We start from the raw sequence: 25,332 nt of genomic DNA on the forward strand, positions 1-25,332 counted from the left end.
TAATGTCCCTCCAACTAATCATTTATGGCTCAAAATGCCTTAATAGCGGCTAATTGTACGTCTATTATTTTTTAAAGCTATATTCTTATTTTTAACTAACATCTTTCCAAATTTGCATGAAGGTTTCTCAACAAAACGGTTAACTCCAATAGCCAAACAAAATGATGCAAAGAAACAAAGACATAAAATTATTTCATACGGCAACTGTCCATGCAGAAGATAAATAAACGAAAATAAGACAATTAAATGGACTAAATATAAGCTATATGAAATTTCCCCCAACAAAGTAAACAGCTTTTTTTTCAACATTTTAGAAGCAGCTGGTGATGCTAATGCGAGAACGATTAGAATACAGCTTCCTGCCATTGCTAATACATTTCGGCATAAAAAGTTATTTGTAATATCATAGTTTGTTAGTACGCCTTCAGAAAGATAGAGTGCAAAGCCAATAGTGATAATCCCTATTTTTTGCATCCAGCTTCTTGCACGGTATACATGAATTAAAGTATCTCTGTACTTAGCTGTTATGGCACCAGCCATAAAAAGAAGCAAATAATGAAATGAAAGTAAATAACTCGTAGGTGTTAATGAAGATTGATTTACCAACAACAACAGAGATGACACTACAAAAATGAAAAAGAAAAGCCTCATTACTTTTTGACCAGATAGCTTGACTAATACCAACAAAATTAAAGGAAACAAAAGAGAAATTCTCATTTCATGAACAAGTGACCAAATCACATTGTTGTAGGCATCAGTATTGTATGTCCCGATTAAAAAGAAATGTTCAATTAGTAATCTTGGCGATTCTCTCATGTTCCAAGAATTGTTAAACCATAGACTTAATTCATTGATCCCTCCTTGAGCGAAAAGTAATTTACACCCAATCGCAAGACAAACGGAAAACAAATATGGAAGATAGATCCGGCACACTCGCCTAATTACATATTCTCCGTAACGAAAAGAACTGCTTTCATAAAACGGAAGAGCTAATACAAAACCGCTTAAAACAAAAAACAAAACAACCGACTCGTTGCCGCTGCTAAAAAATAACCGTAGCGGACTTTCTTTTAACACGTACATCAGGAAAGAAGAATGAATTTGATAGCTGTATTCACTGAAACTTGGGAAAATCATGAGGTAATGATTAATAACAACAAATAAAGCGGCCAATCCCCTTACAGAGTCAAGTTCTACGTAACGCTGTTTCATACAATCCCCTGTCTAAAATGTAGTAGCACAACGCGATTATTCTTTTAGATCACGTAATTCGGCTCGTTCATTCTCTTTCTGTACACTCGGCAAAACGTTCATTATAATGAATTAAAAAAATGATAAATCGACAAATATTCTTAATAAAGAACAATTTGTAAGTGAAGTATAGCATGATATACCCGCATCAAGAATAGGTATTTTAACCTATTTATTCTTTATAAAGAACAAAATATTATTAGTTTTATATTTTTATGTACACAAGATGCACAAATATGCGTTATAATGAACAAAAACCTATAAGAAGAGGATGAACTGAATGTGATAGGGGAAAAGATTAAGAATTTGCGACTAAAAAAAGGCTATTCTATTACACGCTTGGCTGAAGAAGCCAATATTTCAAAATCGTATTTGTCTCATTTAGAAAAAGGGTTAAATAATAATCCTTCTCTTCAAATGCTTGATAAAATCGCGTCTTCTCTTCACACAACGATCGATGAATTAATTGAGGGAGATATCAGCTGTCCAGCTCTAACTTCAAAGCCAGCCCTCAATCTAGAGTGGCTTCAATTAATTGAACGAGCCGTTCAAGACGGCATGACCAAAGAAGAATTTATTGAATTTCAGTATTATTTAAAGTTCCGAAAAACAAACTGATACATCCATTTACTAACGTTTAATTTTTTTTGTGATAATCGACCTATTTCGACATCTTTTACAAATATTATTTTGTAAAATAACTGTATACTAAGAATACTATTACAAATTATCCAGATAAGGGCAAAACTATTGAAAGATAGTGACGCAAAGCTTCAGGTCTAAGGCCATTTTTGGCTACGACAGCTGGGTTCCCTGGCAAAGGGTGGATGAATCGTAATGAAAAAAGAAAATGTACTGTCAATCGATCAAGAGTGGGTAAGTCTTATGGAAGCAGCTCGCACGCTGGGGCTGACTATCGAAGAAGTCCGGAGATTTTTATCGGATCTTAAGCGGAACTAAATTAAAAAAGCACGCTCTAATTAGAGCGTGCTTTTTACAGTTATTATTATTCTAGAAGAAAGTGAAACCCACTCCTATTAAATACGAATTCCTTTTGGCTGACGCTCATCAAATGTATAAATCTCCGTAAATCCGCACTGTTTCGCCATTTCAACCGCTTCTTTCATATGCGCTCCTACCGTTTCAGCAAAGTGTGAATCAGAGCCAATTGTTAAGATTTCTCCGCCTAAATCGCGGTACAGCCCAACAACTTCAAGTGCCGGCAATGCTTCACCCAGCTTCCCTCTTATACCTGAAGTGTTAATTTCAATTCCGATATTACGATCAATTGCTTTTTTCAAAATATCTGCAAGAATATTTTTGAATTGATGAAAGTCGTAAATGCCGTACTGTTCAAACGCATAGCGCTTCATTAAATCTAAATGAGCCAATACATCAATGTCGGCGTCACTTACTAGCTTATACATTTCGTTAAAATAAGCGCGGTAAATCGCTTCTTTATCGTTCAGCTCCAAATGTTTACGAAGCTTGATGTTATTAATGTTATGCACCGAACCTAAAATAAAATCAAAGTTCTCTTGCTTCATCGTTTCTTGATACTTCTCTTTTAAATAGTGGGGCTCACAAATTTCAATTCCTTTTTTAATCACTAGCTGACCTTGAAACTGATCTCTGCATTCCGCTAGTTCTCGTTCATATTTATCAAAATCCATATGACCGTATGTTGGCGCTAATGGATTTAATGAAAAGTGCTCGGTAAAACAAATTTCGTTTATGCCGTTTTTCACAGCTTGTTCGCACACTTCTTTCATGACTGCCTGTGAGTCAAATGAATTGTTTGTGTGATGATGGTAGTCTACTAGATACATAATTAGTCACCTCTAAGTCTATTATACATTTCTCCTGCTCTTACTGCACATAGAGACCCTTTTCCCCCTTATCCCGCCTTTTTTTGTTCATAAAAAGTATTTCCAATAAAAAAAGACATTTTTCCTCTTCCAGTAATCCTCCTTTTCTTATAAACTAACTTAATATAGCAGAGGTTCTGACATACAACTTGACAAACAACTTTTACTTACAAAGGAGAAAGGAAAGAAGAAATGCAGATTGAAAAAAGTTTTGCTCAAACAAAAAGCCCCTTTCTGTCTTACTTAAGCTCTTATACGAAAAAGATGAAAGGAGAACTAAAAGAAGAACCGAAAATCAATTATAGAGACGCGGTCGTTTCTTCTATTGGAGGCTTAATTGCGATTATCATCAGCAGCGCGATTGCACTAGCTCTTGGTTATCCAATGGCTCTTGCTCCGATTGGCGCAAGCTGCGTACTTGTCTTCGGGGCACACAAAGGTCCTTTATCACAGCCGCGCCACGTGCTTGGAGGGCATTTGCTCGCAACGGTTTCCGCACTTATTATTTGGAGCTTATTTCATCGAAGTCTAATCACCATAGCGATTGTACTTGCTTTTGTTCTTATTTTAATGATTCTTACCAAAACCGTTCATCCTCCCGCTGCAGCTAGTGCGATTGTTGCAATTAATACTCAAGCAGGCTGGGGATATTTAGGTATTATTATGATTTGTGCATGTGTGGTTGTATTGATTTCTACCGTGTATAACAATTTATTTCAAGATCGGCAGTATCCCAGGTATTGGGTTTGATATCGGGATTCATTCATAAAAAAAGACGTCTTTTCATAGAAGACGTCTTTTTTTATTTGTTTTCACCTACCATGTTATTTGCTGTTTCAGGGGTGATTTATTAGCTATTACTTTACTTCAGTTGAACTAATAAGCTGATAAACACCTAAACTTCCATCAGATAACTCTTTTACTTTATGAATACTGTTGAATTTTTTATATTTCACAGATCCGTCTCCATACGAAATGTCATACTCTTCTGTTGTATATATTTTATACATAGAGTCATCAATTTTTGTTACTCTATTCACGTTAAAGCTTAATAAATCTTCTGTTATGCCTTTTTTGATTAGGTAAGCTGTATAATCTTTTTGTTCCTTGTATTTTGGTCCGTTAGTATCGATATACGGCTCTGCCACAGAAAAGTCTCCACTGTTAATTGATGAAATTGTAGCGTACATATATTGTTCAATAAAACTAGAAACTTCACTAGTAGATACTCCAGAATTAACTTCTGAACCTTTGTCCGTCGTCTCTTGATTCTTAGAAGGGGCCGATGCTTTTGCCGTAGCTTCTGTCGTATTTTCTTCGTCAAAATTAAGCGCAACATCTTCAATTCCTTTTTTAATTGACACTTCTTCCGTTTTCTTTTCTCCAGAATCAAATTTACGTTTTGCATATATTTTTATAGAACCATCCATTGGCAGTGGGCCTAAATAATCAATATCGCCAATTTCTGTTTTTGTGTCTTTACCATTAACGAACAGCGTCGCATCATCATAATCTGAAGAAATGTACACCGCATGATCTGACCAATCAAACTCAACGTCCACATCTTCTCCGTTAGTGGCTTCAATCTCTTGTTCGTTTTCAACTTTTCCATAATCGTTTTGCACTTCACCTTTTACAATATGCGTACCAGGTAAAAATGGACCAACCTTTTTAGAAGAGTCACTGCTTACCGTTCCAGCTTTTTGACCGTCAATATATACTACTGTCGCATCTTCTGTAGACTGAGCTTTTGCATATACAGGGTTTATTTGTACCGTGTAATGATCAAAGATTCCCCACTTCTTTCCGTCTTGTTCTAGCTTAGCGTATGAAGAGTGATCTTCGCTTGGAACTCCTGCTTCAAGCGCTCTGCTATCTGCCGCTAGTCCTTCAGAGATTGATTTCATTACATCCGGATTTTCGTGCAAATATGTAATAAATGATTTTGTTTGTTCATCGTTGGCTTCTAGTTGAATTTGACCATCATTTACATATTTTTTTACTTTGTCAACATCATTGCCCTTTACTGAAGCAATAAATTTTTCTGACACGGCTTTAGGAGCCATCATTGTTTTATCTATTCCGTAATAAGCACCGCCAAGTATAGCAGCTGCTGCTATAACTGAAATGGTTATAACCTTTGTTTTTTTGTTTGAAGGCTTTACCGATTGTCTTCCTTCCTCTACTGAAGATGATGCAGGTTCTGCGTAACGCTGTGATGCTGCTCCTTCACTAGAAGCCGCTTTCCTTTCGACGGGATGTCCACACTCCGGGCAAAATTCATGCTCATTTGTTAACTGATGGCCACACTCTCTGCAATATCCCAATTTCTACACTCCTTTTTTATAATGGTATGAAAAAGCACCGCTGTATACGATGCTTTCTGTCGACTTAAAATAGATCATTCAATTCACTGCTGTTTCCCATTCTCGTAATAATGGTTTTGGCTTCTTCTCCTAAACCATTCGCAATAAACGTCAGCACAATCGTAATTACTACATACACAATAAGAGTGCTATAGATACGATCAAGCCCATTTGTTCCGTTTTGCTTAAAGCTAGCAATCGTAAATGGAACGACAAGGAAAATACTCAATAAACCAAAATTCATAAAATAAGAGAAGTATTCCACATGAAGAAATGCAAGTACAAGTCCAATTAGAAGAAGCGCTGTTGGAATAATCATAAACGTGCCAAAGCGTGAGAAAAATTCTTTAAAGGAAACGTCTACTTTTCCAAACTTTGCTGCAACATATGTTGCTCCAATAATAACCGCGAGTCCGATAAAAATGAAAATCCCTTGCTTAAAGACAAAATCGGTAAAATTAAAATGAATAATGCTATTGATATCTGTGGCTTTTATTAAATCAGTGCCCGTATTAAAATCCTCCATGTCGGATGGAGCCAGCTCTTCACTGATAATAGGAAGTTTGAACATGCTTCGAACAAATTGAATCAATAATAGCTTCCAGCCTACATACAGCATAATAGGTATACTAAGAGCATAAAGAATGACCGTGATAAGAGCATTAACGAATTGACTTTCACCTGCTGCGTGCGCTGTAGCTGTTGGATTTTTAATTCCTTCTGTAAAATAACTAAAAAATGATTTTGACACTTTTTTCGCCTGACGAACACGCTGATTAGGTTGTTGAGGCACATACGCTGTTTGCGGCTGAGATTGAGACTGATATTCGGATGCTGCTGCCGTCTGGCTTACAGCTGCCTCTTCTTGTAATTTATGACCGCATTTCACGCAAAACTTCCCTCCATCATTAAGATGGCCGCAATTTGAACAATTCAAATGCTCCTTCCCCCTTCAATAAATTGTTTAAAACATAGTCATATAGATTTACCTATATGTAATCTATATAATTCTATATTCATACCTTTTAGCATTATACACCATTTTTGGTATTTCAGGAGAGGTGTTTTCAGCAGATCAGCTTAAAAAGTTTCTGCCCAAACTTCTTGGCAAAATTCTCTCTTTTATTTCTACATGCATGTTATGTATAAACCTTCTTTTTATGCTTTTAGTTCACCAATATAACTATTTTATGTCTTAACTATCTTGTTTTAATTTTCAGAATTGTTTATACTCAAAACATCTTTGTTTTTTTAGAAAAGCAATGGAGGTGAATTTACAGCACGATTTATACATACTCAGGGGGGATTTTTTTATGTTGAAATTAATTGGGGTTTTGTTAGTGGCAGTGGGATTTTTATTTCGTCTAAATACACTGCTTGTGGTGACTGTTGCAGGCATCGTGACAGGCCTTGTATCAGGCTTGTCGCTGCATGAAGTAATCACGATGTTTGGACAGTTCTTTGTAGATAACCGCTATATGTCTATGGCTATTTTACTTACTCTTCCTATCTTCGGCGTGTTAGAAAAATACGGGTTAAAAGAACAAGCAGAAGTGCTGATCAAAAAAGCCAAAAACGCTTCTTCTGGAAATGTTTTACTTATATACCTTTTCATCCGTGAAATCTCAGCCGCAGTCGGCTTAAATATCGGCGGACACGCTCAATCCGTGCGTCCGTTAGTTGCACCTATGTCTGAAGGGGCAGCTCGTGCAAAATACGGAGAGCTTCCTCCTAAAGTAAAAGAAGATATTCGCGCCCACGCAGCGGCAGCTGAAAATACAGGCTGGTTTTTCGGAGAAGATATCTTTATTGCAACGGGTGGAATTCTCTTAATGAAAGGTTTCTTTGACTCAGTAGGCATTCACGTAGACGTCTGGGATATGGCGCTTTGGGGTATTCCCACTGCAATATCAGCTCTAGTAATCAGCGCTATTCGTTTCCGTCAATTAGACCGACGTATTCACAAAAAAATGACGAAGCACAAACCAACATCATCTTCAAAGACGGAGGCGAGTTAAATGAAAAGCATCCTGACACTTGATACGATTTACTACTTACTCGGTATTATTGTCGCTTTTATCGCGATTCGAATTGCGCGTGACCCTAACCATCCTAACCGTTTAGGATCTTCCCTATTCTGGGCGCTGTTTTCCATTACGTTTTTATTTGGCAACGTGATTCCGCCTTTTTATGTAGGGTGCTTAGTTATTATCATGGTGCTGCTTGCTTCGTTTAACCGCGTGACTAAATCCAATGAAGCGGAAACACCTGCTGAAGAACGAGTGGCTCACGCACAAAGATTAAAGAATAAAATCTTTTTACCAGCTTTATTTATTCCTATTTTTACGATTATCGGTACCCTTCTTTTTGGCAAAATTAAATTTGGAAACTGGGCGTTAATTGATCCAGAAAAGGTCACGTTAATTTCACTGGCAATCGCTGCTGTCATTGCTTTTATCGCTTCAATGGGCGTCACAAAAGCGAAAATGGACGTGCCTGTTAAAGAAGGAAGCCGCTTGCTTCAAGCAGTCGGCTGGGCAGTTATTTTACCGCAAATGCTGGCAGCACTTGGCGGTATCTTTTCAAAATCAGGCGTTGGAACAGTAGTCTCGGATATTGTAAGTGATGTACTGCCGACTAACTATGCATTTGTTGCTGTACTTGCATACTGCTTGGGGATGCTGTTATTTACGATTGTAATGGGAAATGCATTTGCGGCGTTTGCCGTTATTACTGGAGGCATTGGACTTCCGCTGATTGTACATATGCACGGAGGGAACCCTGCTATTATGGCGGCGTTAGGGATGTTTGCGGGTTACTGCGGAACGCTTTTAACACCTATGGCAGCGAACTTTAACGTCGTGCCTGCCATGCTGCTTGAATTGAAAGACAAAAACGCAGTCATTAAAGCACAAGTACCAATTGCTCTTTCAGTTTTTGTGATTAATACGTTGCTGATGTACTACCTTGTATATCACTTTTAAAGGAGATTAATAGAATGACAACTGTATTATTAACCGGGTTTGAACCATTTGAAGGCGAAAGCATTAATCCATCGTTAGAAGCTGTAAAAACTTTAGACGGTGTTGCTGTTGAAGACTACCGAATTATTGCTAAGCCTCTCCCTACTGTTTTTGGTGAATCACTCTCAAAGCTTCATACTTATATAGAAGAAATAAGCCCCTCCATCGTCATTTGCGTTGGACAAGCAGGCGGCAGAGAAGGAATTACGGTCGAACGCGTTGCTATTAACGTAGACGACGCTCGAATCCCTGACAATATTGGCCAGCAGCCCATTGATCGCCCTATTATTGAAAACGGCCCTGCCGCATACTTTTCGACACTGCCAATTAAAGCAGCTGTCGAAAACCTGCGCCAAGCAGGCATTCCAAGCAGCATCTCTCAAACTGCTGGAACCTTTGTCTGTAACCACGTGTTTTACGGACTCATGAACATGATTCAAAACTGTTGTATTAAAGGTGGATTTGTTCATATCCCTTACCTTCCTGAACAAGCCGTGAATCATCCAGGGAAAGCGAGTATGTCGTTGGATTTGATTGTGCAAGGGTTGCTTTCCATCGCAAAAACCACAATTGTAACGGAAGATGATATTTTAGTTTCAGGCGGAGCTACTCATTAATGCTAAAGACCAGTTCATATAGAGAACTGGTTTTTCTTTTTATATACGCACAAATTTTTTATTTAATAAATTAATGGAAAGTATAAACAACCTCACCTCTCAGTCGATATATAGTATGAACATATTTTCCAAAGATGTTCGATTGCTTTTATCCCGGCTCAAAGCGGGACACTTCTTGCATACAAGGATGTAAACCAAGAAGTAAAACCATTATACGGAGGTAAGGAAAATGAGAATTAATCACAACATTACAGCTTTAAACACGTACCGTCAGTACAACACAGCTAACAATGCACAAGCAAAATCCATGGAGAAATTATCTTCTGGCCAGCGTATTAACAATGCCGCTGATGATGCAGCAGGTCTTGCAATTTCTGAGAAGATGCGCGGGCAGATTCGCGGATTGGATCAAGCTTCTCGTAATGCTCAAGATGGAGTATCAATGATCCAAACTGGGGAAGGTGCATTAAACGAAACGCATTCTATTTTGCAACGTGTTCGTGAATTGGCTGTTCAATCAAGTAGTGATACAAATACTACAGATGATAGAGCTGAAATTCAAAAAGAAGTGACTGACCTAATAAGTGAAGTAGATAGAATTGCTACCGACACAGAATTTAACACTCAGAAGTTATTAGACGGTACAGGTGGAAATGCTGGGAAGTTCACTTTTCAGATTGGGGCGAATAAAGATCAAAAAATTGATGTAACGTTTGCTAAAATGGACTCAACTAGTTTAGGAGTTAAAGATATTGATTTAAGTGTAGATGCTGCTACATCTACTGCTGCAATCGATACAATCGATACAGCAATTAAAAATGTTTCAGATGAGCGTTCTCAACTTGGTGCTAAACAAAATCGTTTAGAACACACGATTAACAACCTAAGCACATCATCTGAAAACCTAACAGCTGCGGAATCACGTATCCGTGACGTAGATTATGCTTTAGCTGCCTAAGCAGCAACAAGCACAGTCGTCCTAGCTGGTAACGGCTAGTGATTATAATTGGGTGAATTGCTGGAAACCCCTAAGAGCTTTTCTTACCACAGCGTAGTTGGAAACAACAGGCGCAACGGTTTAAAAAAAGAAAAGATTGGGCAATCAGCAGCTAAGCTCCTGTGAGGAAACTCTGGAGAAAGTTCAACGACTAAGATAGACCGTCTAAGGCAGCCTGCTATGACGATGAAATCTGTAGGATAAAAATCTGCTGTTCCGCTTATTTATATCCGAAGTGCCCAACCCCTACTTTTTTTGAGAGGGTGAAGATATAGTCTAGTCATTTGTAAAAGCAAATGTTCGCGCGATGGCGAAAGAAATGATGGAACAAACAAAGAATTCAATTTTATCTCAGGCTTCTCAAGCTATGTTAAGTCAAGCTAACCAGCAGCCGCAAAACGTACTTCAATTGTTACGTTAATTGGTATTTTAAAAGAGTCTCCGTTACGGAGACTCTTTTTTGTCATGTGATTTCATTTATTTGTTTCTAACATATCGACGCTATTAATTGCTTTAATAACCTTACCTCAACAAAAGCTTTCCTTCTCAGCAAACTTCCAAAACCTTTTCTGATAGTTTACAACGTTATCTACTGCTTGGAATAGAGCAGTCGGTGTTGTTCTGTGCGGCAAAACGTGCGGATCTTTCCAGTTCACATCTACACCGGTAAGTCCTTCAATAACTCCCATGGTGGCGATAGGAAGATATGCTAGGTTATATCCTCCTTCTTGTGCTACAATCAGCCTTCCTTCGCAATATGTTTCTGCTAATTCTCGCACTTTGTTTGCCATATATTTAAATCCTTCTCTTGTCACCATTAAGCGAGAAATAGGATCTAGTGCATTTGCATCTTGCCCCGCTGATATTATGATAAGCTCCGGCTCAAATTGGCTAATAACTGGTGCAATGATGGATTCGAATACATATCGATAGCCTTCATCTCCGGTCAGGGAAGGTACGGGTATATTTACATTATACCCTTCCCCTTTTCCTTGTCCGGCTTCATGTACCTGACCGGATTCTAATGGAAAATAATCTTCTTCATGAATCGAAATAACGAGTACGTCGTCACGTTCATAAAAGATGTCTTGCGTTCCGTTTCCGTGATGAACATCCCAATCCAAGATGGCGACTCTTTTTAACCCGTAATGTTCAATTGCATAGGCAGCGCCTACAGCTACATTGTTATAAAAACAAAAGCCCATTGCTTGGTCTGAAGACGCATGATGCCCTGGCGGACGTATTTGAGCATAGACTTTACTTATTGTTTCACTTTCCATCACCGTATCTACTGCTTTCATGACGGCACCTGCAGATAGCCTCGCGATCCCTTCCGTTTCAGCAGATGCATAGGCCTCAGGTCCAACCTCCCTTGTTTCCGCTTCACATGCTTTTTGAACATGCCCGATATGGTTTTTAGTATGAACCCGAAGTAAATCTTCATCTGATGCTTCATAAGGTGATTGTCTAACTAAGTGATGCACTAAACCGCTTTTTTCAATCATTTCTTTGATTACATTCATTCGATGTTTGTTTTCAAACTCGTCACAAGGCTCTACTGTTTCTCCACCTTCAAATACATACTGAATCTTGCCCGTGTCATGGCGTAAAAATCGATCATCCCAAATCCAGCTTGTTTTATGTATCATTCTGTTTGGCTCCTTTCTTTTTATACTAGAAATCAAGCTCATATATTTAAAGGTGCGCGGAATGCTTCTTTTTTTAATAATAATTCGTACGTATCTGGTCTTCTGTCACGCATAAACTGAAGCAGATTACGTGTTGAATCAATTTCTTTTAAGTCAACTTCTTGAATCAGAATCCCTTCTTCATCCGTTAAAGATTGTAGAATTTCTCCCATTGGATTGCTTACAAAGCTTCCTCCGTAAAAGGTCATCTCTTTTTCAGTTCCCACCCGGTTCACCGCAGCAACAAAGACTCCATTTGAAATCCCATGTGCTGAAATAGCTTTTTCCCATGCAGGACGAGTTGAAAGCTCAGGATGATCAGGCTCTGAGCCAATTGCAGAAGGATAAAATAGAATATCCGCTCCTTGCAGTGATAATATTCGTGCTACTTCTGGGAACCATTCATCCCAGCAAATTCCTACTCCGATTACTCCATATTGCGTTTCATATACAGGATATCCCGTATTTCCTGGAACAAAATAATATTTTTCGTGATAGTTCGGCCCGTCAGGAATGTGGTTCTTTCTTGTAATTCCTAGGCAAGTTCCGTCTGCGTCGAATACGGCTGCACTATTAAAATAAACGCCTCTAGCCGCTTTTTCATAAAAAGGAACAATTAATACAACTTTCAGCTCTTCTGCAAGTTCTGCCATTTCTTTTAATACGGAGCTCTCTGCTGGTATAGCCAGTTCATATCCTGCCGGTGAAACACTTTGAGGGAAATACTGAGCATTAAATAGTTCTTGTAGGCAAATAATTTGAGCTCCATTCGCTGCGGCGTCTTTAATTTTTGTGAACGTATAGTTAATATTAGCTTCAACGCTTTCTTCACACTCAACTTGAATAAGACCAACTTTTACTGTTTCTTTCATTTTAATCTCTCCTTTTATGTTAGAAATTTCAGATAATTAATAATGTACTTTATCAAGATATATGTTCGGTTTTGAGCTGGTTTGGCTCTGTTTTTTCATCAAAGGCAAATTGCGGCGGTGCTTTTGTAAAAAACGACGTCTTGTGTACTAGATAAATAAAGCCTATAACAACCCAAATGCTCCCTAACGAAATAGATTTTATATCTAAGCTTGTCCATAGCCAAACTGTAAAGACCGCTCCAATAATGGGGCTGATTAAATAACGGCATGTGCCTTTAAAATCTCTTTGTTTTCCACGGATATAATAGTGAAAGATAACAGAGATATTTACAAATGTGAATGCAATCAACGCGCCAAAATTGATAAAGGAAGCAGCTGTAACGACGTCCATTGCGAGTGCACTTAATGAGAGTACCCCAATAAAAATAACGTTTCGTGATGGTGTTTTATATTTGGGATGTATATAGGCAAATAATCTTTTAGGCAGCATTGATTCTCTGCCCATTGCATAAAGCAGCCGTGAAGCACTGGCGTGTGAAGAAATTCCTGATGCAATCGTTGAAGTGATAATTCCGGCAAGAAAGACGGATGAAAAGAGCGTTCCTCCAATATAAGCTGCTATTTCAAACGAAGCTGAATCTACAACTTTAAATGAATGATAGTTTGGATAAACAAGCTGGGTAATGTACGAAACGAGTATAAAAAGTATTCCTCCTATAAATGCTACAAGAAAAATAGCCTTTGGTACATTTTTCTTTGGATCAACTGTTTCTTCAGAAAGCGTAGTCACAGCATCAAATCCAAGGAAAGATAAGCAAAGAATTGAAGCTCCTGAAAGAACAAAAGAAAAAGAATCCTTTGAGTCAAAGAGCTGTAAAGAAGAAAAGAACAAAAGATCACTTTCTCCTTCTATCATTTTCTTAATCGATAAGATAACAAATAGAGCCGTTACAAAAAATTGAAAAAGAACAAGTATTCCATTCACTTTTGCTGTCATTTGAATACCAAACACGTTTATACAAGTAATAATAACAATAAAAAGTAAAATCCAAAGAGACGATGGAATAGACGGAAACGCAGCTGATAAAAAAGTTCCCGCTAACAAAAAATTAATCATTGGTAAAAAAAGATAATCTAAAAGCACAGACCAGCCGACAAGAAATCCTATGTGAGGACTTATAGATTTTTGCGTATACGTATAGGCCGAGCCTGATAAAGGATATTCTTTAGCCATATGCCCGTAGCTATATGCGGTAAATAGCATCGCTGCAAGGGCAAGGACATATGCCATAGAAACCATGCCATGCGTAGTTTGAGCTACAACTCCATATGTAGTAAAAACCGTCATTGGAGCCATATATGCAAGACCTAAAATGACGAGTGATCGAAGCGTTAGCGTACGAACAAATGTAGCACTTGGCTTACCTTCCATCTTGTTTCCTCCATTCAACTAATATAATTCTCATACACACCCCCTTCTATTTTGATGCGCATAAATGAATGACTATCATTCATTTATGATTAATGTGATGGAAATTTATAAACAGCAAGAAGAATAATGAATGACTATCATTCATTATTCTTCTATTATAATCGATAACGTTTTCTTTGTCTTTGGTTTTGTCAGAATTTTTAACATATTTAAAACAATTTACCTATAGTACTTCCATAAGATCCTGCTATAACTTACTTCATTTTCTTCTTCAGCTAGCTTAACAATCATTTCTGAACCTCCCTCTCTTGACCCCTCCCAGTTTACATGCCTTATCAGTAATCTACTCCGTATAGCAAGCCATTTATCCTTACTTAATGAACAGTTGGATTTCTCTGACGTATTTAATAATCTATTAGTCTCTTTATATGGTTTATCAAATTTAAACGCTTCGAAAACATATTCAAGCTTAAAAGAGTGATGTCTCGACGAGACATCACTCTTTTTATAAAAATCGCATTTTTAAATATTCTGCGATTTTTTGAGGAGCAGCTGGCTGACTAACAATATAGCCTTGAATAAAGGAACATTCATGCTTTTGTAAAAAGACGAGCTGCTCTTTTGTTTCAACGCCTTCTGCAATCACTTTCATGTTAAGAGCATGAGCTAAATATAAAATGCTTTTTGTAATCGCCTGCTGCTTTCCTTTATCGGTCACGTGTTGAATAAATGTTTTATCGATTTTGAGCGTGTTAAATTCGAAGTCTTTTAAATGTGATAACGAAGAAAAACCGGTGCCAAAATCATCTAATGCAAACGTTACGCCAATTTTCTTTAATTCATCCATGACTTTTTTTACGTGTTCTTCATACTGAATAATGGAGCTTTCCGTCACTTCAAATTCAATGAATGAAGGATCGATGTTGTAATGAGCTAACGTTTGTTGAACGTGCTCTACAAATCCGCGTTTCAGCAAATGTTTAGACGAGACGTTAATCGAAACGGGCACGATTTGTAATCCTTGATTCTTCCACTGCTGCAGCTGCTTGCACACATGCTGGATTACCCAGTCGCCGAGTTCAATAATTAAATGAGTTTCTTCTGCTAATGGAATAAAGTCTTCCGGTGATACGCGTCCCCATTCCGGATGATTCCAGCGAATTAACGCTTCGATACTATCAATCTCTCTGCTGTTTGTATGAACCTTTGGCTGATATTCAATAAAAAACTCATCTTGAAGAAGTGCGTTGCGCAGTCCTTTTTCCAGATGGTAGCTTTTATACGTCTCGCTGTCCATTAACGGAGAGTACAGCTGCCAGTCGCTTCGTCCGACTTCTTTTGCACGCCGCATAGCAAGGTTAGCATTCGTTAGTAGCATCTTCGCATCTTCACCGTCATGCGGATAGATGCTGATTCCTATACTGGCTGTAACGTACAGAGAAAAGTCGTCAATGGTAATTTCTTTTTCGATTTCTTGTAAAAGAGCAGCAGCTAGCTTTTGACATTCATTGATATGTGCAAGAGATAAAAAACAAATCGCAAGCTCGTCTTCTCCTGCTCTAGCTAGCATCACATCTGGCGTAACGCACTTTTTTAACCGATTGGCGATACGCTGCAGCAGGCGATCGCCTACGTCATGGCCTAGTGTGTCATTAATATGTTTGAAGCGATTCAGTCCTAGATAAAAAACCGCTAATAAATCTCTTTCTTTTTTCATTTGTCGAATGAAATTTTTTAATTCTCTTTCAAACTTTCTTCGATTCGGTAAGTTTGTCACATGATCATGAGTTGCAAGATATTCAACATGATCCATGTACTTTTTTTCTGCGGTAATATCTTCAACAATGCCGTCTATGCGCATCAGCTTGCCGTTTTCGTCAAGCGTGGGAATGCATCGATCTTTTACCCATTTCATCTCACCTGTTTTTGTGTAGATTCGATACTGCTGACGAATCATTTTTCCTTTTTGTAATTGATGCTGCCCTTTTGCCACAGCTGGTTTATCTTCTGGATAAATACAGCTTTCCCACAGATCTCTATTTCCTAAAAATTTAGCCGCATCTTCTCCGTAAATGTTGCTAACACCACTAGAGCAGACAATCATTTCATTGCTCTGCACATCCACGGACCATATTCCAGCATCCAAATTGTTGTAAATCGTTTGAAACTGCTGTTCTTTTTGCTTTAATTCATTCGTAATTACTTTTGATTCGGTAATATCGTGCACAACGCCAATCAGCTGTACGATGTTCCCTTGCTCATCTACTAGTGCATCCGCTTGCTCAAACACCGTACGTTCTTCACCGCTCGGCCGCAGCAGTGTATATTCAATCGTGTAGCTTCCTCCCGTCGAAAGTGCCTCCATAACGGCTTTTTCTAATCTTTTTTGGCCACAGCGATTGACGAATTGAAGAACGTTCTTTAAAGAAGGAGTAAAGTGCTGATTAGGATTTAATCCGTAAATATTATACAGCTGAGGCGACCAATAGCTTTTATTTTCCCGCACATCGTAATACCAGCTTCCTACATTCGCAAGCTTTTGCTCCATTTTTAAATGCGTTTCTAATTTAGAAATGTGATTAGAGCGCTCTTGTTCTTTTGAATCATCTCGGCACACGGCGTAGACTCCTGCTACTTGCTCACTTACGATAATAGGAATGAGAGTAATATCCAAATGAAGTTCTTTTTTTGTGTTGTGATTAATCGTCGTCGAAAACTGAACTTTTTCCCCTTGTAAAGCACGTTGAAAGAAATCTTGTGCCTGCTGTTGTTTCGACGTATGTATAAGAGCTGTCAGCTGCTGGCTTTTTTCTTTGTGTTCATTTCCCGTTAGCTTGAAGGCTGCTTCGTTGCTAAACATGATATCGCCTTCACAGTTGATAAAAAAAATACCTTCACTGTATTCTTTTAAAAGCTGCGTATTCAAACGATCAAGACGTTTCATGATCATAATCGACTGCTCCTTCTCCGTGTTTTTATCCGGCAAGATCTCATGGCGCCTCCTTTTATCTATTTCTTTTATATTATTATAAGCTATATTTGACATATATTTTACCTTACTTTCCCCAATTGAGGAACATCTCAGGTAAAGATAGCTGAAAACGTTTTTAAAGTCTTTTTAGTTTGGTAAAATAAAACATATAAAGGAGGGATAGCGTGACTCAAAGTCCTAAAAAATATGACTTATTTTCTAGAGGTTCCTTTCAAACCGCTGCTTTTCTACTTCTTTTCTCGCCTCTTTTTACTCGTTTGTTTCAGCAGAACGTCTGGGCGTATATAACGGTCGCTTCTATCATTATTCTTTTTAATTTCATTACCGAGTGTATTCTAGTAAAAAGAATCAGCGCTGTGCCTAAAAACTACATTGCTTTTTTCCAAACGATTTGTCTGCCTGTGAATATACTTCTGCTATGTTTTTTCTACTACGTTACGTAAAAAAAGCATCTATCGATTTGATAGATGCTTTTGATCTCATGACTTTTTCAAAAGGCTCGATACATACTTGGCTACAATCGCTCCTTGACCGGCTGAAGAGCTGATACTAGAAAACAAAGGAGTCGTGCACGCGTCTCCAATTGCATAGATAGATGGGTCGCTGCTTTGATGCACTTCATTGATGACGATGAGCCCGCTTTGTGTAGTGGTGACTTTTTCTTTAATAAGTTCAACATTGGGTGCTATGCCTAGCCTAATCAGCACTGCGTCTACCGATAGGTTCTTACATTCACTGTTTTTACTTTTTAAATCGATCGATGTGACGTGATGCTTTCCGTGGATAGCCGTCACTTCGGTATCTGTCATTACCTTAACACCGGGGTCGGAAAGAACTTTTTCAACGTATTGCTCTCTTGCTTTGAAATGCGTAGAACGATGAATCAAATATACTTGTTTTGCTTGTGATGCTAAAAGATGTGCTCCTTCAAAAGCCCGGTCTCCTCCGCCAATGAGAGCAACCCTTTTGCCTTTTAACCGTTCTCCGTCTGCTGAAGCTGAATATACTTCTCCTCGGTCAATCATTTGCTGCTCACCAGGCACTCCGAGCTTTCGCTGACTAGAGCCCGTTGCTAAAATAAGATACGTATAGCTAATTTCCTTTTCTGTTTCTTGCTGCTTTACTTTTACTGTTTTAGAACGTTCATCAATGGAAATTACTTTTGTATTCACTTCATATAGGCAGCCCATATCGATAAAATGCTGAACCATTTTACGCTGCATCTCAATTCCATTTTCCGCTTGTATTCCGGGATAATCAATAATCTCATTATAAATAGTAAACAGCTGTCCGCCTAACTGTGCCTGCTCTTCAAGAAGCAAGCAATCAACGCCTAGCCTTTTACACCACACGGCAGCAGAGATACCAGCGGGTCCTCCGCCAATAATCAGTACGTCAACATGTTGCATACAGCTCACCTCGCTTCTGCTTCTCAGCTTATATGGCTTTTTGTTTCTTTACATTTGTCGCTGTAAAAGAGATAAAAATTCTCCACGAACCTCTGGTTTTTCCATAAATGTTCCTCGAACGGATGAAGTGGCTGTAGAAGCTGAAGATTTTTTAATTCCTCTTCCGCACATGCACATATGCTTTGCTTCAATAATCACCATAACTCCTTTCGGTTCTAACACTTCTTCGATTGCATCTGCGATTTCATTTGTTAGACGTTCTTGAACTTGAAATCTCTTTGCATACCCTTCTACCGTACGAGCGATTTTAGATAAACCTGTAATTTTTTTATCCGGTATATACCCAACGTGGGCAACGCCAAAGAAAGGCGCAAAGTGATGTTCACACATTGAGTGAAATTCAATGTCTCGTATTAACACCAATTCATTGTGATTCACATCAAATGTTTTTTCCAAATGAGCTTTCGGATCTTCTCGGTAGCCTTCCGTGTATTCTAAAAACGCCTTTAGCACGCGGTACGGCGTCTCTTCAAGGCCGTCTCTTTCCGGATTGTCTCCGCATAAATCAATCAGCTCTTTCACCGCATTCATAAATGTGTCAGCTTGACCTATTTTTTTATCTATTTCAGTTGAATTCGTGCCTAGTGTTTCTAAAAATTTTTGAGCAATTAAATTTTGTGTACTTAGTGCCATCTTTTTATGTCCTCTTCCCTTTTCTTAGTAAGTTTATTTTTAAATGATGGTTTTGCTTCAGCTATTTAAAAACGCTTCTTCAAAATCTTCTGCAGCAAGAGGCTTGCTAAACAAGTATCCCTGCATGTGATCACAGCCATTTTTCATTAAAAACGCTTTTTGATATTCTTCTTCTACACCTTCTGCGATTACCTCCAGCTTTAAGCTTTGAGATAAGCTGATAATCGCCTGGGCAATTTCACTGTTGCTGTAATCTTCTTGAATATCTTGGATAAAAGACCGGTCGATTTTCAAACAATCGATTGGTAATTTTTTTAAATAACTCAACGAAGAATATCCGGTTCCAAAATCATCGATAGAAATTGATATACCATATTTCTTTAACAGATGTAAAGCTTTAATCGTTTCTTCCGCGTTCATAAGCAGTGTACTTTCTGTAATTTCCATTTCAAACCAAGCGGGATCAAATCTATGCAGCGAAAGAAAGTGTTTAATTTCATTAACCAAAACAACCGGATCTTGAAATTGCCGCGGGGAAAAATTGACCGCCAGTGTCATTTTTTCGTCTGAGACCTTATTCCATTCGCTGACTTGAGAACAAGCTTTCTTCATCACAACTTCCCATAAGTATTGAATCAAACCAGCTTCTTCTGCTATAGGGATAAACGCTTCTGGAGAAACAAATCCAAGCTCTGCGTCATTCCAGCGAACTAATGCTTCTACGCCGGTGATTACATTGCGCTTTGCTTCTATTTTCGGCTGATAGTAAACGTCAATGTCGCCTTTTTGAATTGCTTTTCGCAAGCGCGTTTCGATGTGAACTTTTTCAGCTTGTTTTTTATTTAACGAGTCATGATAGATACTTACTTTACTGCCGCCTTGTCTTTTTGAAGCATACATGGCAACATCTGCATACGTAATAAGCGTATCTAAATTCGTAGAATGCTCGGGATAAAAGCTTAATCCGCTGCTTATACTGACGAACACTTCATCGTTGTCAATGTAGCAGGGCTGTTGAACATACGCCATGATCTTCTCGGTGATACCTTTAACTTCTTCCGGTGTAAAATCACTGAATAAAATGACAAACTCGTCTCCTCCTTGCCTTGTAAGAAAGCTGTTAGCAGAAGGAAGACATTCTTTAATTCGGTTAGCTATCAGCTGTATAAGCTGATCTCCTTTTGAATGCCCTAGCGTATCATTAATATCTTTAAACCGGTCTATATCCATAAATAACACGGCTACGTGACGAATGGACTTTTCCTTCGACTCAATTAAGCGCCTGTTTAATTGTTCTTTAAAATATCTTCTGTTCGGCAATCCTGTCAAAAAATCGTGGTACGCATGATACTCACTTTCTTCCTGACTTTTCTTTAAATCATCTACATATGTTTTTAAAAAGTGAGAAAGGTGGTTGATGTTTGCTACAAGTCCTCCCAGCTCATCTTTTCTTCTTGTATTCAGCACCTTGCCGAAATTACCTTTAGCGATTTGGTTCACGTGCTCCATAATATGTTTAATCGGCCGCGTAATGGATGTAGAGAAGATAAAGCTTATAATAAGGACAATAAAGATAAACGGAAGAGACAATAATAAATGTTTAATTAATTCTTGCTGCAGTTCTTTTTCAATAAGTCCGTAGTCATACACTACGCCTATTACATAAGCTGGAGTATTTTTTTCTTTAATCGGTACCAATGTCTTTAATACTTTTTTATGGTTAATTTCAGCAAGATAGCTTTGTGATTTTCCCGTTTTTAAGACCTCTTGTATGGATTTTTTATCCCGTTCGGTATTTCGGTACGTGTATGTTCCGTACCAAATCGGCTGATCTTTTATTTTAATATATTTATTGCCGTTTAAGTATACGTTTTGATTTCTTTTCCCAAAATTTTTGGGGTTAAAAACGGTTAGTTCAAGAACGCCTTCCAGATTTTCTGTGAAGCGGTTCATCACGTTCGTAGGACCGAACCTTTTTTCAAAATCCAGTACGTGCCGATCACGGAAATAAGGATCAATAATATAATTAGTAGACCCGTCGTAATAATAGCCCCACTTGTCAATGTGATTAGGGTTGCTGGAGGCTACTTCAATCGGACCGCTCCAAAAGTGAGGTAGAGTCACTCCTTTTTTGGTAGTAATCGTCTGCTGAGAAAGCAGCTGCCGAAAAGATGTATACCAATAGCCCCACTCTTTTGTAGACATATTGATTTCCTTAGGATCAGAAGATTTTACGCCTATAATATCATCTCCCGCAGGAGCTAATAATGTAATGTGAGATATCATCAGTTTTTTAGCCAGTCGCTTTAACTGGTCATTGCTGACGTCATGGTAATCAGCAGGCAAAGAATCCTGAATCGCAACCGAAGCCGTTCTTAATTCTTGTGCCATTCGATTTTCCATATAGGAAGCACTATTTTTTGAGTTTTCGACTTCGTACGCAATTTCCTCTGTTACCAGCGTGATTTCTTTTTTGTTAAATTCTATTAATCTATTTTTTGATCGAATGTAGTGCAAGGTATTATTCGCTAGTAGAATACACAATACCAGCAAAGTAAAGAATACGGATAACTTTTTCTTTATCGACACTAGTTGGCTGCCTCCTGTTTAAAGAACGGATCCGACAGTTTTAACACCTGCCTATATGCTCTAGCTTTACATCGGATACTATTCTTCAATTTCCACAAAAAAAGAATGAACTCATACAAAAAACCAACCGCTTTGGTTGGCTCTATTCTTAACTAATTATAAAACATATTAAATACATACTTTTATTTACATGGGTAGAACAAATTTGTATTACTATAATATTTTAACTTCTTTTTTCAAAATATCAAAGGGGGAAAATTTAACTTTCTTTATTCCTGCCCCTATTTCTTAAACTTCTTCAAAATTCGATGATACCAATAGATTCCCACGCCCGTTAATAAAATAATCGTTCCCCACTGATGAGGTAAAAACTTCAGCAGCCATATGGACATTATAATAGTAGCTACCGTTAAGTTACTCAGCCACAGTTCTCGGCTTAGCTTTTTCTTATTCACGATCACAGCCACATAACCAATAGGCGGTGCAAAAAAGCACAGCAGCAGCAGAAATTTTTCTGAACGGTGCCAAGGCTGTTTATTCATTTTTTCTCACTTTTTCTATTTAAAATAAACTGATAGCCAAACGTCACAACGATCCCTGTCCAAAACATAGAAGATGACGACACTAACTCGGCACCTTTATAGGTATACATTATTATGTTCACAAACAGCAGCAATAAAAGTATATAAAAACCTGCCGACACAGCTTTATTCCAATTTTGATGCTCCCGTTTAGAAGCATCCTTAAAAAACTTCATCAAAAAACTTCATCGAAACTCTCCTTTTACATCTTATCCATCACTTGTCCATTTAGGGGTTCTATCTTTATGTTAGCATATTGGGTAGTTTTGGAAAACAGATAGAGGAAATTGTTAGAGTACAGAGTTGAGAAAAATTCTTTTGGTAGTTCCTATTCATAACAGTAAAACGAAAAAACAATGTTTCTCTAGACGTATACCCTAGCCGTTATTTTCTTTTTCCAAATTGACCTATGGAATAATTTAACACACCCTTGTCCACACTATACTTATCTGTTTTTTCATAGATACGTAACATTTTTATAGATAGGAGGAAAGCCTATTGAACGCAGAAAGCAAGCGTTTGACTTCAACTGAAATAACGAGTCTATGCGCGCAGTACCATCAGGATACGCTGGCGGTTTGTGTCGCGAAACACGTTCTTGCAACGGTGACGGATGCCGAGATTCGGTCGCTGTTTGGCTTTTCGCTGGAGTTATCGAAAAAGCATATTGAGCTGCTGACTGCCATTTTTCGGGCCGAACATTTTCCGCTGCCGAACGGATTTACAGATGAAGATGTGGACTTGCACGCACCTCCGCTTTTTACAGACTCGTTTTGGCTGAAATATCTTCACGACATGACGATTCATGGCTTGTCAGGGTACGGCATTTCGTTTAGCGTGTCGATTCGCCGGGATATTCGAGATTATTATCATCAATGTAATTTAGATGCGATGGAAATCTACAATCGGTCGCTCGATTTGCTTTTAGCAAAAAACCTTTATGTGCCGGCTCCTTATTTTTTAAATCCGAAAAAACAAGAGTCGATCACAGATTTGTCTTACGCTCTTGATTTTGTCGGAAAGCAGCGTCTTTTAAACGCAAATGAAGCCGGAAATATTTATTTTAATTTACGTAAAAGCATGGTAACCAAAGCTCTTTTAATTGCGTTTAAACAAGTAAGTAAACGAAAAGACGTGCGGAAAGTCATGGAGACGGGGCTTGATGTAGCCCACAAGCATATTGAACTTTATTCTTCCATTATGCACGAAGAAAACCTTCATACTCCTCCGCTTTTGGATAATGAAATCACAACATCTACACACGCGCCTTTTTCAGAAAAGCTGATGACGTTTCACGCAGGAGCAATGTTCAAGGTAGCCATTACATACTATGCAACTGCGATGACCACCAGCATGAGGCTTGATATTGTCGGTCACTGTGAAGCATGTATTTTACGAGACTTAAAAGTAGCGGGGCGCTGCAGCGAAGTGATGATTAAAAACGGGTGGATTGAAAAGCCGCCTGAAGCAAGCGACCGCAAAGAAGTGTAAGTTTTTCATCGTAAGTCTTGACCTGAAACGCGTTTCATACTTTATGCTTTAGTTATTCCCATCAGCCGGCGTGACACGAACGGTGGCGTTACGGCCGATATGTTATCCATAAAAAAATCCGGTGGATTCACCGGATTTTTTGGTATGCTTACATATTCATTTCTTTTTTATACGCCAGGTACGAATACAGATAAGGAATCGCCACGCACAGAACGATACTCCCCCACATGATAACTGACTTGTATCCATCAGGTAAAAAAGCGCTAATAAGAATTAGCAGTCCGCCGATAAAAAAGAGCTTTCCAGATAAACGATGCGTCTTTTTCCATACGGTTTCATTGCTTAGCGTCCATGGTGTACGAATCCCCATAAAATAGTTCGAGCGCACGCGCTGCAAGTAGTTTCCAATAATGATAAAAACGAGTCCAGCCATAATTGGAGCAATGTACGACATCGGCACGTTATAGCCAAGCCCCTGTAAAATAGTGCTCATATTTACAAAAAAGAATAATAGCAGTACGGCGTTTAACAGGATGTTATACGTTTTTGAAAAGTACTTATAATTTTCTTTACGCGGGTCAATTCGCGGAACAAATGCAATGATAAAATAAATCAGTGCCATGATTCCTACTGTTAAGATCATTGCATTTATCTTCGTTGCAAATCCGTCTGCTTCTCCATTTGCCCCCCAGTGGATGGGCATCGTAGCTGGAAGGTGCGGCAGTGCAATCAGCCATGCAACCAGTGTTAAAAGGGTAATGCCTAAAGGAAATAAATGCTTTTTCATTTAACTCTCTCCTTTCTGAAAGCTGAAAAACCAGCCGATTAAATCTTGAAAAACGGTTGTATTTAGCGAATAAATCACAAACTGCCCTCTTTTTTCATCTTGAACGAGGTCCGCTTGCTTCAAGATTTTTAAATGATTTGAGATGCTTGGTTTGGTCATGTTAAAATACTCGGAAATTTCTCCTGCGGTTAAATCCCGTTCTTTTAACAGCTCTAAAATCTTCCTGCGAGTGGGATCCGCCAGGGCTTTAAACGTTTCATTCAATTGAAGTTCATCTCCATCATATTTAAGTATTTAGATAATTATCTAAATATTAAACTATAGAATATACTATGTCAATATTTTGAAAAGAGAACATCTGCATTTGACTCATTTTTTTGTTTTTTCAAAGCAGTCCATACATACAAATTGAGCCTCTTGATGTAAAAAAGCTTTAATTTCAGTCATGCCTCTTTTACTTGGATACTTCATTCGCATCCATACTTCTTCATTCGGCTGAATTTCTTTTTGACAAACGGAACATCGCTCTTTTATTCCAAACATATTATCCCCTCCATTTCCTTATCTAATTATACGTTTCACTAGTAAAAAGGTTTCATAAAAAGAGGATGGGACATAACCAAATCAACCCTAGCTAGAAGCAACTACAGATCTGAAACCTACGTTCACTCTACCA

General features: G+C 38.2%; 26 protein-coding genes and 1 riboswitch. Of the genes, 10 read left to right on the top strand and 16 right to left on the bottom strand.

The genetic code is table 11. From position 1 onward, the window contains the following. Nucleotides 1-39: 39 nt before the first annotated feature. Nucleotides 40-1,212, bottom strand: a complete 1,173-nt coding sequence (locus AC1DEF_RS17930) for an acyltransferase family protein (protein WP_477727503.1) — start codon at nt 1,210-1,212, stop codon at nt 40-42. A 321-nt stretch (nt 1,213-1,533) separates the two neighbouring features. Between AC1DEF_RS17930 and AC1DEF_RS17935 the strand changes: the two genes are divergently transcribed. Both AC1DEF_RS17935 and AC1DEF_RS17940 read left to right on the top strand, forming a co-directional pair. After that, nucleotides 1,534-1,869 (top strand): helix-turn-helix domain-containing protein, encoded by a 336-nt coding sequence (locus tag AC1DEF_RS17935; RefSeq protein WP_013055810.1) that lies wholly within the window; start codon nt 1,534-1,536, stop codon nt 1,867-1,869. A gap of 112 nt (nt 1,870-1,981) precedes the next feature. After that, nucleotides 1,982-2,068: riboswitch (cyclic di-GMP riboswitch) on the top strand. Between the two features lie 20 nt (nt 2,069-2,088). Further along, nucleotides 2,089-2,211, top strand: coding sequence for an anti-repressor SinI family protein (locus AC1DEF_RS17940; protein WP_013055809.1), 123 nt, complete (start codon nt 2,089-2,091; stop codon nt 2,209-2,211). Nucleotides 2,212-2,288: 77 nt separating this feature from the next. Here the strand turns inward: AC1DEF_RS17940 and AC1DEF_RS17945 are convergent, their stop codons facing one another. After that, nucleotides 2,289-3,080, bottom strand: coding sequence for a histidinol-phosphatase HisJ family protein (locus AC1DEF_RS17945; protein WP_433781440.1), 792 nt, complete (start codon nt 3,078-3,080; stop codon nt 2,289-2,291). Between the two features lie 303 nt (nt 3,081-3,383). Between AC1DEF_RS17945 and AC1DEF_RS17950 the strand changes: the two genes are divergently transcribed. Further along, a complete protein-coding gene (locus AC1DEF_RS17950) occupies nt 3,384-3,869 on the top strand; it encodes an HPP family protein (RefSeq protein ID WP_225519218.1) in 486 nt (161 codons plus the stop codon). Nucleotides 3,870-3,976: 107 nt separating this feature from the next. On the opposite strand, the gene AC1DEF_RS17955 is transcribed toward AC1DEF_RS17950, so the two are convergent. Together AC1DEF_RS17955 and AC1DEF_RS17960 are read right to left on the bottom strand one after the other, a co-directional pair. Next, the gene (locus AC1DEF_RS17955; RefSeq protein WP_477727504.1) at nt 3,977-5,446 is read right to left on the bottom strand and encodes a zinc ribbon domain-containing protein; all 1,470 of its coding nucleotides are present in this window, start codon (nt 5,444-5,446) and stop codon (nt 3,977-3,979) included. A gap of 64 nt (nt 5,447-5,510) precedes the next feature. Further along, the gene (locus AC1DEF_RS17960; RefSeq protein ID WP_055989198.1) at nt 5,511-6,422 is read right to left on the bottom strand and encodes a zinc ribbon domain-containing protein; all 912 of its coding nucleotides are present in this window, start codon (nt 6,420-6,422) and stop codon (nt 5,511-5,513) included. A gap of 376 nt (nt 6,423-6,798) precedes the next feature. On the opposite strand from AC1DEF_RS17960, the gene AC1DEF_RS17965 reads away from it, so the two are divergent. The 5 genes from AC1DEF_RS17965 to AC1DEF_RS17985 all read left to right on the top strand — a co-directional run bounded on the left by AC1DEF_RS17965 (nt 6,799) and on the right by AC1DEF_RS17985 (nt 10,543). Beyond that, nucleotides 6,799-7,503, top strand: a complete 705-nt coding sequence (locus tag AC1DEF_RS17965) for a DUF969 domain-containing protein (RefSeq protein ID WP_013055804.1) — start codon at nt 6,799-6,801, stop codon at nt 7,501-7,503. Then, nucleotides 7,504-8,469 carry a DUF979 domain-containing protein gene (locus AC1DEF_RS17970; RefSeq protein ID WP_055989202.1) on the top strand — a complete coding sequence of 322 codons (966 nt, stop codon included), beginning with the start codon at nt 7,504-7,506 and terminating at the stop codon, nt 8,467-8,469. It abuts the gene before it with no gap. 14 nt (nt 8,470-8,483) lie between these two features. Beyond that, nucleotides 8,484-9,125, top strand: a complete 642-nt coding sequence (pcp, locus tag AC1DEF_RS17975; RefSeq protein WP_477727505.1) for a pyroglutamyl-peptidase I — start codon at nt 8,484-8,486, stop codon at nt 9,123-9,125. Nucleotides 9,126-9,354: 229 nt separating this feature from the next. After that, complete coding sequence (locus AC1DEF_RS17980; protein ID WP_061859612.1) at nt 9,355-10,083, top strand: flagellin N-terminal helical domain-containing protein; 729 nt, start codon at nt 9,355-9,357, stop codon at nt 10,081-10,083. 346 nt (nt 10,084-10,429) lie between these two features. Continuing rightward, nucleotides 10,430-10,543, top strand: coding sequence for a flagellin (locus tag AC1DEF_RS17985; protein WP_013055800.1), 114 nt, complete (start codon nt 10,430-10,432; stop codon nt 10,541-10,543). Nucleotides 10,544-10,649: 106 nt separating this feature from the next. Here AC1DEF_RS17985 and AC1DEF_RS17990 read toward each other — a convergent pair whose 3' ends face one another. The 4 genes from AC1DEF_RS17990 to AC1DEF_RS18005 all read right to left on the bottom strand — a co-directional run bounded on the left by AC1DEF_RS17990 (nt 10,650) and on the right by AC1DEF_RS18005 (nt 17,064). Next, nucleotides 10,650-11,771: a class II histone deacetylase gene (locus tag AC1DEF_RS17990; protein WP_176525704.1), complete on the bottom strand. Its 1,122-nt coding sequence runs from the start codon at nt 11,769-11,771 to the stop codon at nt 10,650-10,652. Nucleotides 11,772-11,809: 38 nt separating this feature from the next. Next, the gene (locus AC1DEF_RS17995) at nt 11,810-12,682 is read right to left on the bottom strand and encodes a carbon-nitrogen hydrolase (RefSeq protein ID WP_064471384.1); all 873 of its coding nucleotides are present in this window, start codon (nt 12,680-12,682) and stop codon (nt 11,810-11,812) included. 52 nt (nt 12,683-12,734) lie between these two features. Then, nucleotides 12,735-14,114, bottom strand: coding sequence for an APC family permease (locus AC1DEF_RS18000; protein WP_477727506.1), 1,380 nt, complete (start codon nt 14,112-14,114; stop codon nt 12,735-12,737). 505 nt (nt 14,115-14,619) lie between these two features. After that, a complete protein-coding gene (locus tag AC1DEF_RS18005; RefSeq protein ID WP_477727507.1) occupies nt 14,620-17,064 on the bottom strand; it encodes a sensor domain-containing protein in 2,445 nt (814 codons plus the stop codon). A gap of 206 nt (nt 17,065-17,270) precedes the next feature. Between AC1DEF_RS18005 and AC1DEF_RS18010 the strand changes: the two genes are divergently transcribed. Continuing rightward, nucleotides 17,271-17,549, top strand: coding sequence for a hypothetical protein (locus AC1DEF_RS18010; protein ID WP_013055795.1), 279 nt, complete (start codon nt 17,271-17,273; stop codon nt 17,547-17,549). Between the two features lie 36 nt (nt 17,550-17,585). Here the strand turns inward: AC1DEF_RS18010 and AC1DEF_RS18015 are convergent, their stop codons facing one another. The 5 genes from AC1DEF_RS18015 to AC1DEF_RS18035 all read right to left on the bottom strand — a co-directional run bounded on the left by AC1DEF_RS18015 (nt 17,586) and on the right by AC1DEF_RS18035 (nt 22,554). Continuing rightward, nucleotides 17,586-18,515, bottom strand: coding sequence for an NAD(P)/FAD-dependent oxidoreductase (locus AC1DEF_RS18015; protein ID WP_055989205.1), 930 nt, complete (start codon nt 18,513-18,515; stop codon nt 17,586-17,588). A 48-nt stretch (nt 18,516-18,563) separates the two neighbouring features. Beyond that, nucleotides 18,564-19,208, bottom strand: a complete 645-nt coding sequence (folE, locus tag AC1DEF_RS18020) for a GTP cyclohydrolase I FolE (protein ID WP_013055793.1) — start codon at nt 19,206-19,208, stop codon at nt 18,564-18,566. A gap of 57 nt (nt 19,209-19,265) precedes the next feature. Then, nucleotides 19,266-21,797 carry an EAL domain-containing protein gene (locus AC1DEF_RS18025; protein WP_061859608.1) on the bottom strand — a complete coding sequence of 844 codons (2,532 nt, stop codon included), beginning with the start codon at nt 21,795-21,797 and terminating at the stop codon, nt 19,266-19,268. Between the two features lie 281 nt (nt 21,798-22,078). After that, nucleotides 22,079-22,339 carry a hypothetical protein gene (locus tag AC1DEF_RS18030; protein WP_064471380.1) on the bottom strand — a complete coding sequence of 87 codons (261 nt, stop codon included), beginning with the start codon at nt 22,337-22,339 and terminating at the stop codon, nt 22,079-22,081. Continuing rightward, a complete protein-coding gene (locus AC1DEF_RS18035) occupies nt 22,336-22,554 on the bottom strand; it encodes a hypothetical protein (RefSeq protein WP_041816506.1) in 219 nt (72 codons plus the stop codon). Before AC1DEF_RS18035 ends, AC1DEF_RS18030 begins: the two co-directional genes overlap by 4 nt. A 322-nt stretch (nt 22,555-22,876) precedes the next feature. Here AC1DEF_RS18035 and AC1DEF_RS18040 point away from each other — a divergent pair, with 322 nt between their 5' ends. Beyond that, complete coding sequence (locus AC1DEF_RS18040) at nt 22,877-23,869, top strand: DUF3231 family protein (protein WP_098590300.1); 993 nt, start codon at nt 22,877-22,879, stop codon at nt 23,867-23,869. A gap of 148 nt (nt 23,870-24,017) precedes the next feature. Here the strand turns inward: AC1DEF_RS18040 and AC1DEF_RS18045 are convergent, their stop codons facing one another. The 3 genes from AC1DEF_RS18045 to AC1DEF_RS18055 all read right to left on the bottom strand — a co-directional run bounded on the left by AC1DEF_RS18045 (nt 24,018) and on the right by AC1DEF_RS18055 (nt 25,199). Next, nucleotides 24,018-24,656 carry an SdpI family protein gene (locus tag AC1DEF_RS18045; RefSeq protein ID WP_057274448.1) on the bottom strand — a complete coding sequence of 213 codons (639 nt, stop codon included), beginning with the start codon at nt 24,654-24,656 and terminating at the stop codon, nt 24,018-24,020. Continuing rightward, entirely contained in the window at nt 24,657-24,920 is a 264-nt protein-coding gene (locus AC1DEF_RS18050; protein ID WP_013082079.1) for an autorepressor SdpR family transcription factor, read from the bottom strand. Nucleotides 24,921-25,025: 105 nt separating this feature from the next. Continuing rightward, nucleotides 25,026-25,199, bottom strand: coding sequence for a hypothetical protein (locus tag AC1DEF_RS18055; protein WP_029324973.1), 174 nt, complete (start codon nt 25,197-25,199; stop codon nt 25,026-25,028). Nucleotides 25,200-25,332: the final 133 nt, after the last annotated feature.

This window comes from Priestia sp. 10L35, from assembly GCF_056395685.1.

Bases quoted from the DNA above. Each gene is read 5' to 3' on its own strand.
- AC1DEF_RS17930 (WP_477727503.1), bottom strand. From the start codon at position 1,212: ATGAAACAGCGTTACGTAGAACTTGACTCTGTAAGGGGATTGGCCGCT.
- AC1DEF_RS17940 (WP_013055809.1), top strand. From the start codon at position 2,089: ATGAAAAAAGAAAATGTACTGTCAATCGATCAAGAGTGGGTAAGTCTT.
- AC1DEF_RS17945 (WP_433781440.1), bottom strand. From the start codon at position 3,080: ATGTATCTAGTAGACTACCATCATCACACAAACAATTCATTTGACTCA.
- AC1DEF_RS17950 (WP_225519218.1), top strand. From the start codon at position 3,384: ATGAAAGGAGAACTAAAAGAAGAACCGAAAATCAATTATAGAGACGCG.
- AC1DEF_RS17965 (WP_013055804.1), top strand. From the start codon at position 6,799: ATGTTGAAATTAATTGGGGTTTTGTTAGTGGCAGTGGGATTTTTATTT.
- AC1DEF_RS17970 (WP_055989202.1), top strand. From the start codon at position 7,504: ATGAAAAGCATCCTGACACTTGATACGATTTACTACTTACTCGGTATT.
- pcp (WP_477727505.1), top strand. From the start codon at position 8,484: ATGACAACTGTATTATTAACCGGGTTTGAACCATTTGAAGGCGAAAGC.
- AC1DEF_RS17980 (WP_061859612.1), top strand. From the start codon at position 9,355: ATGAGAATTAATCACAACATTACAGCTTTAAACACGTACCGTCAGTAC.
- AC1DEF_RS17985 (WP_013055800.1), top strand. From the start codon at position 10,430: ATGGCGAAAGAAATGATGGAACAAACAAAGAATTCAATTTTATCTCAG.
- AC1DEF_RS17990 (WP_176525704.1), bottom strand. From the start codon at position 11,771: ATGATACATAAAACAAGCTGGATTTGGGATGATCGATTTTTACGCCAT.
- AC1DEF_RS17995 (WP_064471384.1), bottom strand. From the start codon at position 12,682: ATGAAAGAAACAGTAAAAGTTGGTCTTATTCAAGTTGAGTGTGAAGAA.
- AC1DEF_RS18000 (WP_477727506.1), bottom strand. From the start codon at position 14,114: ATGGAAGGTAAGCCAAGTGCTACATTTGTTCGTACGCTAACGCTTCGA.
- AC1DEF_RS18005 (WP_477727507.1), bottom strand. From the start codon at position 17,064: ATGATCATGAAACGTCTTGATCGTTTGAATACGCAGCTTTTAAAAGAA.
- AC1DEF_RS18015 (WP_055989205.1), bottom strand. From the start codon at position 18,515: ATGCAACATGTTGACGTACTGATTATTGGCGGAGGACCCGCTGGTATC.
- folE (WP_013055793.1), bottom strand. From the start codon at position 19,208: ATGGCACTAAGTACACAAAATTTAATTGCTCAAAAATTTTTAGAAACA.
- AC1DEF_RS18030 (WP_064471380.1), bottom strand. From the start codon at position 22,339: ATGAATAAACAGCCTTGGCACCGTTCAGAAAAATTTCTGCTGCTGCTG.
- AC1DEF_RS18035 (WP_041816506.1), bottom strand. From the start codon at position 22,554: ATGAAGTTTTTTAAGGATGCTTCTAAACGGGAGCATCAAAATTGGAAT.
- AC1DEF_RS18045 (WP_057274448.1), bottom strand. From the start codon at position 24,656: ATGAAAAAGCATTTATTTCCTTTAGGCATTACCCTTTTAACACTGGTT.
- AC1DEF_RS18055 (WP_029324973.1), bottom strand. From the start codon at position 25,199: ATGTTTGGAATAAAAGAGCGATGTTCCGTTTGTCAAAAAGAAATTCAG.